The sequence below is a fragment of the Devosia sp. GW821-FHT12F11 genome, from assembly GCF_058806655.1.
On the sequence record NZ_JBXAPX010000002.1, the window covers coordinates 25,077 to 38,806 of the forward strand.

Annotated in this window: 16 protein-coding genes; 3 read left to right on the plus strand and 13 right to left on the minus strand. The window is 64.7% G+C overall.

Annotated features, from left to right (window positions below):
• Positions 1 to 77: 77 nt before the first annotated feature.
• The 12 genes from AC1ROK_RS05730 to coxB form a co-directional block, all read right to left on the minus strand.
• Positions 78 to 680, minus strand: a complete 603-nt coding sequence (locus AC1ROK_RS05730) for a GNAT family N-acetyltransferase (protein WP_492844762.1) — start codon at positions 678 to 680, stop codon at positions 78 to 80.
• 18 nt (positions 681 to 698) lie between these two features.
• A complete protein-coding gene (locus AC1ROK_RS05735; RefSeq protein ID WP_492844764.1) occupies positions 699 to 1,961 on the minus strand; it encodes a M16 family metallopeptidase in 1,263 nt (420 codons plus the stop codon).
• On the minus strand, positions 1,962 to 3,362 hold the full coding sequence (thrC, locus tag AC1ROK_RS05740; RefSeq protein WP_492844766.1) for a threonine synthase: 1,401 nt from the start codon (positions 3,360 to 3,362) through the stop codon (positions 1,962 to 1,964).
• Between the two features lie 98 nt (positions 3,363 to 3,460).
• Complete coding sequence (locus AC1ROK_RS05745) at positions 3,461 to 4,246, minus strand: SURF1 family protein (RefSeq protein ID WP_492844768.1); 786 nt, start codon at positions 4,244 to 4,246, stop codon at positions 3,461 to 3,463.
• Entirely contained in the window at positions 4,239 to 4,616 is a 378-nt protein-coding gene (locus tag AC1ROK_RS05750; RefSeq protein ID WP_492844770.1) for a DUF983 domain-containing protein, read from the minus strand. Before AC1ROK_RS05750 ends, AC1ROK_RS05745 begins: the two co-directional genes overlap by 8 nt.
• 3 nt (positions 4,617 to 4,619) lie before the next feature.
• Positions 4,620 to 5,237 (minus strand): pyridoxamine 5'-phosphate oxidase family protein, encoded by a 618-nt coding sequence (locus AC1ROK_RS05755; protein WP_492844772.1) that lies wholly within the window; start codon positions 5,235 to 5,237, stop codon positions 4,620 to 4,622.
• 70 nt (positions 5,238 to 5,307) lie between these two features.
• Positions 5,308 to 6,147, minus strand: a complete 840-nt coding sequence (locus AC1ROK_RS05760) for a cytochrome c oxidase subunit 3 (RefSeq protein WP_492844774.1) — start codon at positions 6,145 to 6,147, stop codon at positions 5,308 to 5,310.
• Between the two features lie 2 nt (positions 6,148 to 6,149).
• The gene (locus AC1ROK_RS05765) at positions 6,150 to 6,713 is read right to left on the minus strand and encodes a cytochrome c oxidase assembly protein (protein WP_492844776.1); all 564 of its coding nucleotides are present in this window, start codon (positions 6,711 to 6,713) and stop codon (positions 6,150 to 6,152) included.
• On the minus strand, positions 6,713 to 6,871 hold the full coding sequence (locus AC1ROK_RS05770; protein WP_197421386.1) for a cytochrome c oxidase system small membrane protein: 159 nt from the start codon (positions 6,869 to 6,871) through the stop codon (positions 6,713 to 6,715). The genes AC1ROK_RS05765 and AC1ROK_RS05770 overlap by 1 nt, the downstream gene beginning before the upstream one ends.
• The gene (locus AC1ROK_RS05775) at positions 6,871 to 7,800 is read right to left on the minus strand and encodes a heme o synthase (RefSeq protein WP_492844778.1); all 930 of its coding nucleotides are present in this window, start codon (positions 7,798 to 7,800) and stop codon (positions 6,871 to 6,873) included. The genes AC1ROK_RS05770 and AC1ROK_RS05775 overlap by 1 nt, the downstream gene beginning before the upstream one ends.
• A gap of 54 nt (positions 7,801 to 7,854) precedes the next feature.
• The gene (gene ctaD, locus AC1ROK_RS05780) at positions 7,855 to 9,549 is read right to left on the minus strand and encodes a cytochrome c oxidase subunit I (protein WP_492844780.1); all 1,695 of its coding nucleotides are present in this window, start codon (positions 9,547 to 9,549) and stop codon (positions 7,855 to 7,857) included.
• Positions 9,550 to 9,609: 60 nt separating this feature from the next.
• Positions 9,610 to 10,455 (minus strand): cytochrome c oxidase subunit II, encoded by an 846-nt coding sequence (gene coxB, locus AC1ROK_RS05785; protein WP_492846341.1) that lies wholly within the window; start codon positions 10,453 to 10,455, stop codon positions 9,610 to 9,612.
• 454 nt (positions 10,456 to 10,909) lie between these two features.
• Between coxB and AC1ROK_RS05790 the strand changes: the two genes are divergently transcribed.
• Complete coding sequence (locus AC1ROK_RS05790; RefSeq protein WP_069910572.1) at positions 10,910 to 11,389, plus strand: invasion associated locus B family protein; 480 nt, start codon at positions 10,910 to 10,912, stop codon at positions 11,387 to 11,389.
• Between the two features lie 12 nt (positions 11,390 to 11,401).
• Entirely contained in the window at positions 11,402 to 12,100 is a 699-nt protein-coding gene (locus AC1ROK_RS05795; protein ID WP_492844782.1) for a gamma-glutamylcyclotransferase, read from the plus strand.
• A 265-nt stretch (positions 12,101 to 12,365) separates the two neighbouring features.
• On the opposite strand, the gene AC1ROK_RS05800 is transcribed toward AC1ROK_RS05795, so the two are convergent.
• Positions 12,366 to 12,638, minus strand: coding sequence for a hypothetical protein (locus AC1ROK_RS05800; protein ID WP_055884955.1), 273 nt, complete (start codon positions 12,636 to 12,638; stop codon positions 12,366 to 12,368).
• Positions 12,639 to 12,815: 177 nt separating this feature from the next.
• Between AC1ROK_RS05800 and AC1ROK_RS05805 the strand changes: the two genes are divergently transcribed.
• Positions 12,816 to 13,703: a LysR family transcriptional regulator gene (locus AC1ROK_RS05805; protein ID WP_055048223.1), complete on the plus strand. Its 888-nt coding sequence runs from the start codon at positions 12,816 to 12,818 to the stop codon at positions 13,701 to 13,703.
• The last annotated feature ends 27 nt before the right edge of the window (positions 13,704 to 13,730 follow it).

Below are 13,730 nucleotides of genomic sequence, written 5' to 3' on the forward strand. Positions count from 1 at the left end.
CATTAGCTGAAAAATGGCCCTGCCGCAGTCATGGTTGGGGAACCTAGGTAACGGGGTTTCCCCCTTGGGACAAGCATTCACCGGCGGCCGTGCCTAACGGCGGCGTCGTAGCGCTCTCGGGTAAGGCCGAACAGCACGTGGTCTGCCCACCTGCCGTCGATCTGGAGGTAGTGTTCGGCGTAGCCCTCTTCGGTGAATCCGTTCTTTTCAAGGACGCGCCGGCTGGCCTGGTTGTCGGGCAGGAAAGCCGCGTGAATCCTGTGTAAACCCAAGGTTTCGAAGCAGAAAGGGATAACGAGGCTCACCGCCTCGGTCATGTAGCCCTTGCCGGCGAAGCTGTGCCCCATCCAATAGCCGAGGTTGACGAACTGCGCGGCACGGCGCCGCACGTTGGACAGGGTAATGCCGCCCACCAGCTCTTCGTCGCTGCGGGTGAAGATGAAGAAGGCATAGTCGGTACCCGCCTTGGCCTCCTCGCGACCGCGACGCAGCCGCGCGGCGTAGACCCGCTGGCCGAGGTCCGAGTCGGTCCAGCGCGGCTCGTAGGGGCGGAGGAAATCGCGGCTGGCGCGGCGCAGGTCGCGCCAGGCGGTGTAGTCGCTGGCGCGCGGCGCGCGCAGGACCACGCGCTGACCCGTCAGCACCGGGGTATCGTCGCGCGCAAACCAGGTGAGCATCATGATGACGCCGCTACGCCCTCAGTTCTTCAGCTGTGCCGCGATGTCGCGATAGTCGGGGAGCTTGGCGACCGGGCCGATGCCCGCCAGCGACACCTGTCCGGCATCGAACACCTGCCGCGCAATCTGCTTCACGCGGTCGGCGGTGATGCGATTGATGCGATCGACCGTCTCCTGCAGCGGAATGGTGCGGCCCCACAGGATCTGCTGGCGCGCCAGCTGTCCGGCGCGCGACGACGGGCTTTCGAGCGACATCAGCAGCCCGGCGCGGATCTGGTTGCGGACGCGGATCACCTCTTCGTCGGAGATCGTCTCGGTGGCCTTGCGCAGCTCGTCGAGCACCACCGGCAGCAGCTCCGCCACCTCGTCCTCGCCGGTAGAGGCGGCGACGCCAAAAATGCCGCTATCGGCGAAGGCCCAGTGGAAGGCATAGACCGAGTAGCAGAGGCCGCGCTTCTCGCGCACTTCCTGGAACAGCCGCGAGCTCATGCCGCCGCCAAGAATGGAGGCGAGGATCTGCACGGCATAGAAGCCGTCGGAATTGTAGGCTCGCCCTTCCATGCCGAGCACGATGTGGGCTTGCTCATGGTCGGAAACGAGGCGCTGCTCACCGCCGACATAGGCCGCCTTGTCGGGCGGCGGGGCGCCGGTGGGCTTCAAATCGTGGAAGCGGTTATTGGCGATATCGACCAGTGCATCGTGATCGACGTTTCCGGCAGCGCACAGCACCATGTGGTCGCCCACATAGTTGCGCTCCATATAGGCCCGAATGGAATCGGGGCCGAAGCTGTTCACCGACTCGACGGTGCCGAGGATGGTGCGGCCGATGGCCTGATCGGGAAAGGCGGCCTGCTGGAACAGGTCGAACACGTGATCGTCAGGGTTGTCGCGCGCCGCGCCGATCTCCTGGACGATCACCTGCTGCTCGCGATCGAGCTCGTGCTGCTCGAACTGCGAGTTCTGCAGGATGTCGGAAAGGATATCGGCGGAGAGCGCGACATCTTCCTTCAGCACGCGGGCGAAATAGCCGGTGTGCTCCACCGAGGTCGCGGCATTGAGGTCGCCGCCGACATTCTCGATGGTGGATGCGATCTCCAGCGCATCGCGGGTCTTGGTGCCCTTGAACGCCATGTGCTCGAGCATGTGCGAGATGCCATGCTCGGCTTCAGTTTCGCTGCGTGACCCGGCCTTGACCCAGATGCCCAGGGACGCGCTTTCGAGGTGCGGCATGTCGTCGGTGAGAACGGTCATGCCGTTGGGAAGCGTCGTACTCCGGACCGTCACTTATGCTCCTCCGGCACGGGTGCGTGCCGCAATGAACTGCTCCACCTCGGACTGATCGTTGTTCAGCACCGTGTAGCGTTCTTCTCGTTGGTAAAGATCAGACAACCACGCCGGCAGGGCCGGTTCAATGCCCGCGGCAGCCTTGACCGCGGCCGGGAATTTGGCGGGGTGCGCGGTGGAGAGTGTGACCACCGGGGCGGTGCCGCCCACGAGCGTGCGGGCAACGGCGACGCCGACGGCGGTATGGGGGTCGAGCAGGTAGCGCGAGCCGGTCTGAACAGCCTTGATGGTCGCGGCAGTTGCGGCCTCGTCGGTACGGCCGGCGACGAACTGCCGGCGGATCGCCGCCATCCCCTTGTCGGGGATGGAGAAGCCCCCGGACTGCTTCAGGCCGCTCATCATCGACTTGACCACATCGGCATCGCGATCGACCGCCTCGAACAACAGCCGCTCGAAGTTCGAGCTGACCTGGATGTCCATCGACGGGCTGATGGTTGGGGTGACGCCGGTGACCTCGTAGCGCCCGGTCTCGATGGTGCGGGCGAGAATGTCGTTGGAGTTGGTGGCGATGGCCAGCGTCCTGATCGGCAGCCCCATGCGCGCGGCGCAGTAGCCGGCGAAGATGTCGCCGAAGTTCCCGGTGGGGACGGTGAAGATCACTTCGCGCTGTGGCGCGCCGAGCGAGGCGGCGGCGGTAAAGTAGTAGACGATCTGCGCGACGATGCGGCCCCAGTTGATCGAGTTGACGCCGCTGAGGTGCGTCGTCTCACGGAAGTCGCGATGGTTGAACAGGCCCTTCACGATGTCCTGGCAGTCATCGAACGTGCCGCGCAAGGCGATGTTGTGGACGTTGGCGTCAAGCACCGTGGTCATCTGCCGGCGCTGCACTTCGGAGGTGCGGCCCTCCGGGTGGAGGATGAAGATGTCGGTAGCCTCGCGGCCACGGAAGGCCTCGATGGCGGCCGACCCGGTGTCGCCGGAGGTAGCGCCGACAATGGTGGCGCGGCTGCCGCGGCGGGCGAGAATATGATCCATCACCCTCCCGAGGAACTGCATCGCCACGTCCTTGAACGCCAGCGTCGGGCCGTGGAACAGCTCGAGCACGAAATGGCCGGGTTCGATCTCTACCAGCGGGGCGACCGAGGCATGCCGGAAAGTGGCATAGGCCTCGTCGATGATGCGCTTCAGCTCGGCATCGGCGATTTCGCCATCGACGAAGCGGCGGATGATATCGAAGGCGACTTCGGCATAGGGCCGGTTGGCGTAGGCCGCGATCTGGGTGGGAGTGATCTGCGGCCAATTCTCCGGGACATAAAGGCCGCCGTCACTTGCGAGACCAGCGAGGACTGCATCGGAGAAGCCGGGCACGACCGCCCCGCCGCGCGTAGAAACGAACTGCATGTAGGGAAAGCGCCCCGCCTTGTTCTCACACGTGCCTGCTGCGCACGCGGTTTGGGATTGCGCCGCACCCTAGTGAAACTGCGGCTGCGCCGCAAGTTTCATGGCTTGGATGGTATCTCGGGTGGCCTGGGCGCCCGCTGGCGGCGGGCCCAGAAGAACAGCAGGAACGGCACAAGCGTCGCGAAACCGAACCAGGTGATGGCGTAGCCGAGATGGTTGTTGGGGAAGCTGACGACGGTCTCGCCACCCTGCGGCAGGGTGCCGGCGCCCAGTGCCGGCAGATCGATGTAGATCGGCGCAACGGGCTCGGGCACCGGCCCGGCGAGCGACGCCAGGCGTTCAGTGTTGCGGACCCATTCGATGCGCTTGGCGGTATCGGGCGCCGGGGTGAAGCTGTTGATTTCCTCGCTGGCGCGAGCGATGCCCTCGAGGCTGACGAGACCGGGCTCGACCGTACCGCCCGCGGCGAAGGCCTCGGCGGACTCCTCGGGCACGAAGCCGCGATTGACGAAGATGGTGCCGCCGGCGGCCAGCTCGAGGGGGGTCATCACCCAGTACCCGGGCCCGGAGAACTTGCCGCGCTGGTCGGCAAGGCTGGTGAATACCAATACCGTCTGCTCCGGCCGGAAGGTGCCGGCGGCGGCAACAGGCCGGTAGTTCCAGGCGTCGGCATCGAAGGCGCCCCACTCGCCGACCGGCGGCAGCGGTTCGGGCGCGAGGGTCATGCGTGAGGCGACGTTGGCGATCAGGTGCTCCTTCTCGCCGAGCCGCTCGACCTGCCAGATGCCGAGCGTGACGAACAGTGCCATCAGCACCAGCATGAAGCCGATGAAGGCCCAGAACGACCAACGCGGACGCCGGGCCGGCCGAATGTCGTCAGCCATCGAGGCGGCCTTCGCCGGCGCGGTTGTGGTATTGCAGCGCCACCATTGTCGCCTTCAACGGCCGCAGCAACAGCAGCGACAGAATGACGGTGCTGGGCAGCCAGAGCAGCAGGTGGACGAACGGTGGCGGATGGAACAGCCCCTCGACCGCCGCAGCCGCGCCGACGATGACGAAGCCGACGATCAGGATGATGAAGACGGCCGGTCCCTCGGTTGCGGCGGCAAAGCTCAGGTCCTCACCACAGCTTTCGCAGCGCGACACCGGCTTCAGGAAGCCGGAGAACAGCGGGCCCTCGCCGCAGCGCGGGCAGCGGCAGGCAAGGCCGGTGGCGAAGGGAGACGGCAAACGTTCGGGGGTCGGCTCGGTCATGGCTCAGTACAACGTGACTTTCAGGCGGTCGGGCAGTTCGCGATCATAGGCCTCGCCATCGATCCGCGCCTCACTGGTGGCGGCGAGCATCTGGCCTGGGCTCGGCAGGCTCGAGCGCTCGACATGGCGATCGGGGTTCCAGAGTTCGGAACGCACCAGGGCGCGTGAGCATTGGAAGAACACCGTCTCGATATGGATGACGAGCACGCTGCGCGGTTCCTTGCCGGCAACGGCAAGACGCTGCATCAGCTCCGGCGCAACCGAGATTTCGGCGGTGCCGTTGACGCGTAGGGTTTCGCCGACGCCGGGGACAAGGAACAGCAGCGCGACACGCGGATCGGCGATGACGTTGCGGAGGCTGTCGAGGCGGTTATTGCCGCGCCGATCGGCCAGCAGCAGGGTTTTCTCGTCGAGGATTTCAACGAAGCCGGGCGGATCGCCGCGGGGCGAAGCGTCGAGGCCGGCAGGACCGCAGGTGGCGAGGATGGCGAAGGGCGAGGCCTTGATCAGCGCCGCATAGTGCGGGTGGAGGTAGGGCATTTCCTTGAGCTGCGCGCCGAGGCTAACTTCGCCATAGAGCGCCTCGAGGCTCGCGACATCGCGGATGATGTGATCGGTCATCTCTGTCCCCGGAAGAACGAAGGGCGCAGCCTTGCCGCGCCCTTCGAAAAGTCTCTGGTGGCCCCTCTGCCTAGTGGCTGAGGGTGACGCCCCAGCTGCCCCAGACATAGATCGAGGCGAAGAGGAACAGCCAGACCACGTCAACGAAGTGCCAGTACCAGGCGGCGAATTCGAAGCCGAGGTGGTGCTCGGGCGTGAAGGAGTCGCGCATGGCGCGGATCAGGCAGACGATCAGGAAGATCGTACCGATCAGCACGTGGAAGCCGTGGAAGCCGGTCGCCATGAAGAAGGTGGCGCCATAGAGGTTGCCGGTGAACTGGAAGCCGGCCTCGGAATACTCGAGCGCCTGCACGCAGGTGAACAGCACGCCCAGCGCGATGGTGATCACGAGACCCCAGACGAGGCCGCGCTTGTCACGGTGCAGCAGCGCATGGTGCGCCCAGGTCACGGCAGTGCCCGAGGTCAGCAGGATCAGGGTGTTGAACAGCGGCAGGTGCCAGGGGCTGAACAGCTCGACGCCGGTCGGCGGCCAGGTCGTACCCATGGCGGCGATACGAGCATACTGCTCGTGCGCTTCCTGATTGAAGAAGCCGTCGAAATAGGCCCAGAACCAGGCGACGAAGAACATCACTTCGGAAGCGATGAACAGGATCATGCCGTAGCGGTGATGCATCATCACCACCGGGGTGTGGTCACCGGCCTTGCCTTCCTTGATGACGTCGCTCCACCACGCATACATGGTGTAGAGCACGCCAACGAAGCCTGCGAGCAGGATCCAGGGCGGCGCGATTTCGTGGAACCACAGCACAGCGCCCACGGCCATGACAAAGGCCGAGACCGAGCCGACGAAGGGCCAGGGGCTGGGGTTTACCAGGTGGTAGTCGTGGTTGGGCTTGGCGTGCGCAGCCATGGTCAGCTTCCCTCGCTCTTAACGGCGTAGAATGTATAGGACAGGGTGATGTCCCGGATGGTGTCGAGATCGCGGTTCTCTGCGATATCGGGGTCAACGAAGAAGACGATCGGCATCTCGACAGTCTCGCCGGGCTGCAGCGTCTGCTCGGTGAAGCAGAAGCATTCGATCTTGTTGAAGTACATGCCGGTCTGCTCGGGCGTGACGTTGAAGATCGCCTGGCCGGTGACGGGCTTGTCGGAAAGGTTATGAGCAATGAAGACGACGGTCTCGACGTTGCCGATCTTGTCGGTGACGGGCTTGGCGGCCGTCACGGTCCAGGGCAGCGCGCCTTCGACGTTGGAATCGAAGCGCACGGTCATCTCGCGGGCGATGGCGCCCTTGAGGTTGCCGGCAGAGACCTGCGTCGTGCCGCCGAAGCCGGTGACCTGGCAGAACAGCGCATAAAGCGGGACGGCAGCGTAGGCGGCGCCGACCATGGCGGCGACCAGCACCAACAGCGTGACCGCGACGCGGCGGTTGCGGGGCGAACTGGGCGGCGTTTGCGGCAGGGACGCGTCGGTCATCAGAGCGGCCGATCGAGCACGGCCGGCCCCATCTTCACGATGGTCAGGACGTAGACAATGATCACGAAGGCGGCGAGCGCGAGGCCCAGGGCCACCGAACGACGGCGGCGGCGGGCGGCGGCCTCGGCCTCTTCGTCGCGCTTTACGGGTTCGACCATCAGAGCCATCCCAGCATGTTGGCTACGTGGTCGGTGATCAGCGCGAGGAAGATCACGGCTAGATAGCTCAGAGAATAGGTGAACAGCGCCCGGCCGGCCTTCTTCATCGCCACCGTCTCGGTGGTGCTGAAGAGCGCCCAGGCGAACCACAGGAACCCGGCGCCGGTGACGACGGCGGCCGCGGTGTAGATCGGGCCCATGAAGCCGATCCAGCTCGGGATCAGCGTCGAGGCGACGAGCAGCACCGAGTAGACGAGGATCTGGACCTTGGTGGCCTTCTCGCCGGCGACGTTGGGCAGCATGGGGATGCCGGCAGCGCCGTAGTCGGACTGCTTGTAGAGCGCCAGCGCCCAGAAGTGCGGCGGGGTCCAGAGGAAGATGATGAGGAACAGCACGACGGATTCGACGCTGATCGTACCGGTGACGGCGGCCCAGCCGACCATCGGGGGGAAGGCGCCGGCGGCGCCGCCGATGACGATGTTCTGCGGCGTCGAACGCTTCAGCCACATCGTGTAGATCACGGCGTAAAAGAAGATGGTGAAGGCCAGCAGGCCGGCGGCCAGCCAGTTGGTGGCAAGGCCGAGCAGCGCAACCGAGAACACCGAGAGGACGAGGCCAAAGGCCAGCGCGTGATCGCGCTCCATGCGGCCGGCCGGGATCGGCCGGTTGGCGGTGCGGCTCATCACGGCGTCGATATCGGCGTCGTACCACATGTTCAGTGCGCCCGAGGCCCCTGCCCCGATGGCGATGCAGAGGATGGCGACGGCGCCGATGAAGGGATTGATGCCGCCGGGCGCGAGCAACAGGCCCACCAGAGCGGTGAACACCACCAGCGACATGACCCGCGGCTTCAGCAGCGCGAGATAGTCTTCGACCCGCGCCTCGTGGGCGCGGACCGATATCTCATTGCTGTGGTGCACGTAGGCCAATGTCTCTCGCCTTGGTTGCCGCGGGACCCGAGGGCCCCGCGCACAGTCTGCAGGTCAGTGCTTAACGTCCGCGCCGATACGCGGCAGCGTCTCGAACTGGTGGAACGGCGGCGGGCTGGAGAGCGTCCACTCCAGAGTGGTCGCACCGTCACCCCACGGGTTCGCCGGGGCCGGACGCTTCTTACGGGCAGCCTCGAACAGGATGTAGAGGAACAGCACCAGACCGGCGAAGGTGATGTAGTAGCCGATCGAGGAAACGCGGTTCCACAGCGCGAAGGCATCCGGATAGTCGATGTAGCGACGCGGCATACCGGCAAGGCCGAGGAAGTGCTGCGGGAAGAAGATCACGTTCACGCCGACGAAGGTGATCCAGAAATGGATGTTGGCCAGCGTCTCGTTGTACATGATGCCGAACATCTTCGGGTACCAGTAGTACCAGGCGGCGAAGATGGCGAACACCGCACCCAGCGACAGCACGTAGTGGAAGTGCGCCACCACATAGTAGGTGTCGTGCAGCGCACGGTCGGCGCCCGCATTGGCGAGGATCACACCCGTCACACCGCCGACGGTGAACAGGAAGATGAAGCCGATGGCCCAGAGCATGGGGGTGCGGAAGGTGATCGAGCCGCCCCACATGGTGGCGATCCAGCTGAAGATCTTCACCCCTGTTGGCACCGCGATGACCATGGTGGCCGCCACGAAGTAGCGCTGCACATCGAGCGACATGCCGACGGTATACATGTGGTGCGCCCACACGATGAAGCCGACGCCGCCAATGGCGATCATGGCATAGACCATGGCGAGGTAGCCGAAGACGGGCTTGCGCGAGAAGGTCGACACGATGTGGCTGACGATGCCGAAACCCGGCAGGATCAGGATGTACACTTCGGGGTGACCGAAGAACCAGAACAGGTGCTGGAACAGGATCGGGTCACCGCCGCCTTCAGGCGCGAAGAAGGTGGTGCCGAAGTTACGATCGGTCAGCAGCATGGTGATGGCGCCCGCGAGCACCGGAAGCGACAGCAGCAGCAGGAACGCGGTGACCAGCACCGACCACGGGAACAGCGGCATACGGTGCAGCGTCATGCCCGGCGCGCGCATGTTGAAGATCGTGGTGATGAAGTTGACCGCGCCAAGGATCGACGACGCACCGGCGATGTGGAGCGACAGGATGGCAAAGTCCATCGCAGGACCCGGCTGTCCGGATGTCGAGAGTGGCGGGTAGATGGTCCAGCCGCCGCCGACGCCGTGCGCGCCTGCCGGTCCCTCGAAGAACAGCGACAGGACGAGCAGCAGGAAGGCCGGCGGGAGCAGCCAGAACGAGATGTTGTTCATACGCGGGAAGGCCATGTCCGGCGCGCCGATCATCAGCGGCACGAACCAGTTGCCGAACCCGCCGATCATCGCCGGCATCACCATGAAGAAGATCATGATGAGCGCGTGAGCAGTGGTGAACACGTTGAACATGTGCTTGCCGGCATCAAGCGCTGCATCGCCCTCGGCGCCGTAGACCATGGCCGCGAGGCCATGGAAGATCTGGATGCCCGGTTCCTGCAGCTCGAGGCGCATGGCACCGGAAAGAAGACCACCGATCACCCCCGCGCAGATCGCGAAGATGAGGTACATCGTGCCGATGTCTTTGTGATTGGTGGAATAGACATAGCGCCGCCAGCCGGTCGGATGGCCATGATCATGCGCCGCGGCATGGCCGTGGCTGTCATGGGCTTCCAAAGCGTGAGTATCGGCCATAGTGAGCGATCCCTTTATCGAATTCTCGCTGCGCCGGGTCGAGGACCCGCGCACGGGTCCTTAGCTGAGTGCAGGCAGGGTGGCGTTGGCGTCGTCGACGGTACCCGCCTCGAACGCTGCCATCCAGGCTGCGAATTCTTCCTTCGTCACGACGCGCACGGCGATCGGCATGAAGGCATGGTCCTTGCCGCAAAGCTCCGAACACTGACCGTAGTAGATGCCGGTCTTGCGGGCATTGAACCAGGTCTCATTGAGCTTGCCGGGGACCGCGTCGATCTTGATGCCGAACGAGGGCACCGCAAAGGCGTGGATCACGCCCGACGGATCGGCGGTGATCTGCATGCGCACGGTGGTGTCGACCGGAACGACCAACTGGTAATCGACGGCGAGCAGACGGGGCTGCACCGGAACCTGAGCGAGGCGCGCCTCTTCAGACAGGATCGAGGAGGACATCGACTTGCCCTGATCGACATACTCATAGTCCCAGTACCACTGCTGGCCGGTCGCTTTGACCGTCAGCTCGGCTGCAGGGACCTCGACATCGCCGAACGAGAAGATGTTGGAGCCCAGATACTTGCGCTGCCCATCGGGGACGGTGAGCTGATCGGTCAGCACTGCGAAGGACGGGATCGCGATGATCACCAGGATCAGGATCGGCACGACCGTCCAGACAATCTCGACCAGCGTATTGTGGGTGGTCGTCGACGGCTTCGGGTTCGCCTTGGCGTTGAAGCGCACGATCACGATGATCAGCAGCACCAGCACCAGCAGGGCGATCAGCACGGCGGTCCACAGCAGCGGACCATCATGGAAGGCGTGAATGGAATCCATGATCGGGGTCACGGAGGGCTGCAGCCCGATCTGACCCGGCACAGGATGGCCTTGCTCCTGCGCAGTCGCCACCATGGGCGCGAATGCGAGGGCTGCGGCTCCCAGCGAGCCAATCGAACTCAGTAGTTTGCCGGTCACCTAAAAACCCCCTTGAGATCCCGTCTGGTCCGGTATTCTAGCGCGGGTTGAGGTGGGCAAATGCGGCATAGCGAAACGCCGCCCCGACTCAACCTCGGAGCGCTTGAAACTTGGAACGTGTCTAAACCACATCGGCAGACCCAAGGCAATTCATGCCTCTTGTCGCACCGTGCGTCAAAACGCACCTCGGCGCAAATTGGCGGTCTCGCTGCGGACGCCTCACGCTTGCCTTGATTGGCAGGCGTTTATCCGCGGCCTCCCGCGGGCCGGCTTGTTGACAGCCGCGCGGGGCCAGCCGACTAAGTACCAAAGCCCGCGGGAACGCGGGATTCGTTATGTCACATATAGAGAGAGTGGATCGGTGCAGCCAATCCTCGGGCTTGTTGTTCGGATGTTCGCGGTGCTGGCGATTGCCGCGGGGCTGATGTCCCCTGCCCTGGCGCAGGGGGTGGTCAAGGCGCAGTACGGCGACTGGCAGATGAGCTGCGACACGCCGCCGGGCGCCAGCTTCGAGCAGTGCGCGCTGATCCAGAACGTTTCGGCCGAAGATCAGCCCAATGTCGGGCTGTCGGTGATCGTCCTGAAGACGGCCGACAAACAGGCGCGGCTGCTGCGCGTCTTGGCGCCGCTCGGCGTGCTGCTACCCAACGGGCTGGGGCTCAATATCGATGGCGCCAATATCGGCCGCGTGGCGTTCGTGCGCTGCCTGCCCAACGGGTGCGTGGCCGAGGTGGTGCTCGATGACGAGCTGATCACCAAGCTGACCACCGGCAAGAGCGCCATCTTCTTCGTGTTCAAGACACCGGAAGAAGGCATCGGTATCCCGGTATCGCTCAACGGCTTCGGCGACGGGTTCGCACAGCTTCCGTAAGGACAGCGCCCGATGGTCCGGCCCACTCGGCAGATGCGCCTGACTGAGGCCCACGTGGCCCGGATGGCGCTGTTGGTGACGCCGGACGGACCGCTGCCGCCGGCTGAAACTGCCACCGACGAAGACTTCCGTCAGTTCACGCAGGATATTCTTGCCGGCAGCGACGGCTCCGACCAGATCTGGGTCTTCGCCTATGGTTCGCTGATCTGGAAGCCGGCCTCAGACTTCGTCGAGATCCGCACTGGCCTGCTGCGCGGCTGGCATCGCGCCTTCTGCCTGGGGTGGAACACCTGGTTCCGCGGCTCGGAGGCCAATCCCGGACTGATGCTGGCGCTCGACCGCGGCGGCTCGTGCAAGGGCGCGCTGTACCGGTTGCCGCCGGGCGCCGCCGAGGAGAACATCGAAAAGCTCTGCCGGCGCGAAATGGGCCGCAAGCCGTCGCCGTTTCCGCCGCGCTGGGTGACGGTGATGACCGAACATGGTCCGGTGCGGGCCTTCACCTTCTGCATCGACCGCAACAGCGGGCGCTATGTCACGGGGCTGAGCGAGGCTGAGATCGCCGACGTGCTGGCCAAGGCGGTGGGCTCGCGCGGCTCGATGGTCGAGTATCTGTTCAATACCGTGAGCCATCTGGAGCAACTGGGCATCCACGACCCGCATTTGTGGCGGCTGCAGGAACTGGTGGCGGAGCGTCTGGACGGGACCGAGTAGGCTCGAGGGATTGCATGCCCCTCCATCACCCCACGGGCGCCTCCCGCCACGCGGGTGTGGAAATGAAAAAAGCCGGGTCGGTGCTTCGCGAGAAGGACTTGGACCCGGCAGTTCATCAGGAAACAAGGCCGGCGGGTGAGCCGGCCCGAAGATGGCACAACTGGGGTTGAGCCATGGGTGAGGCTTGGGCCTGAGGGGCGCGCTGAACGAGGAAAGGCTGCAACCCTTCCCGGACACGCTCAGATGGTCTTCCGTACCGGAAGCCTCAGGGGTTAAGCCAATGGCGGGAGCTTTCGGCGCGCTTCTGCTGCAGCTTGTAGCCGGGGCGCTGGCTGGGGCTGTCGAGCGCCTCGAACAGATCCTGGCGATTGATGCCGAGATCCTCGAGGCGAGCAGTGTCGTAGTCGAGAAGCGACTCGAAGGCGACGCGGCGAGCTCGTGCAGCCCGGACTTTGGCGAACCAGTTCACCAGAGCGCGCAACGGGTTGGACGACGCGGCAGCCATCGACGGCCGCTCGCTCGAAAGCAAGTGGACCATGGTCCTTCTCCAATTTCATCTTTGCCTGGGCAGGGAGTGCCGGGGCGGGACAAGCGATCGGGGGGCGCCGGTGGCGACCTCGGGATCACCGATGACGCCTGATATGAGCGCTTGCCTTGTATTCGTCCAACAAATAGATTTCATCCCGATCATCAAATTTCGTGATGGAGAAACGGGATGAGCACGCCCCTCGATCTCGACCAGTTGCAGAGCTTCTGCGCCATTGCCGATTGCGGCAGTTTCACCGAGGCGGCGCGCCGGGTGAACAAGACCCAGTCGGCGGTGTCGATGCAGATCAAGCGACTGGAGGAACGGCTCGGCCAGGCCTTGCTCAGCCGCGACGGCCGCACGGTGGCGCTGACCGAATATGGCGATGCGCTCTACGCGCGGGCGCGCCGCATGCTCAGGATCAATGCCGAGATCATGGATGTGTTCTCGGATGGCGACCTCAAGGGCTCGATCCGCTTCGGCGTGCCGGATGATTATGCGGTGCGCCTGCTGCCGGTGATCCTCTCCAGCTTCCAGCGCACCCATCCCAAGATCGTGGTCGACGTGCGCTGCCAGCCTTCGGAGGAGTTGCTCGAAGGGATGAAGAAGGGCCGCTACGACCTGATCGTCTTCACCCAGGGCACCAACCACGAGTATGGCGAGATGTTCCGCACCGAGCGGATGTTCTGGGTAGCCTCGCATGGCGGGCAGGCGCTCGCCACCGAGCCGCTGCCGATCGCCGGCGGCCTGCACTGCTGCTGGAAGGAAAACGCGGTCGAAGTGCTGAACCGCATCGGCCGCGACTATCGCATCGCCTACACCTCGTCCAACGCCATGGCGATCGCCAGCGCGGTGCTGACCGATCTCGCGGTCGGCTTCCTGCCCGAGAGCGCCTTGCAGCCCGGGATGCGAGTGATCGCCGAGGACAAGGACCTGCCGCGGCTGCGCGACGCCGAGATCGCCCTCATGCGGGCCAGCCACGCCTATGGCGGCATCTATGATGCGCTCGCCAGCCATATCGTCGCCAGCATGGGCAATCTCGACGGCAAGGACAGCCTGCCGATGGCGGCGGAATAACGGGCGGAGCACGCACCTCCACCGCGC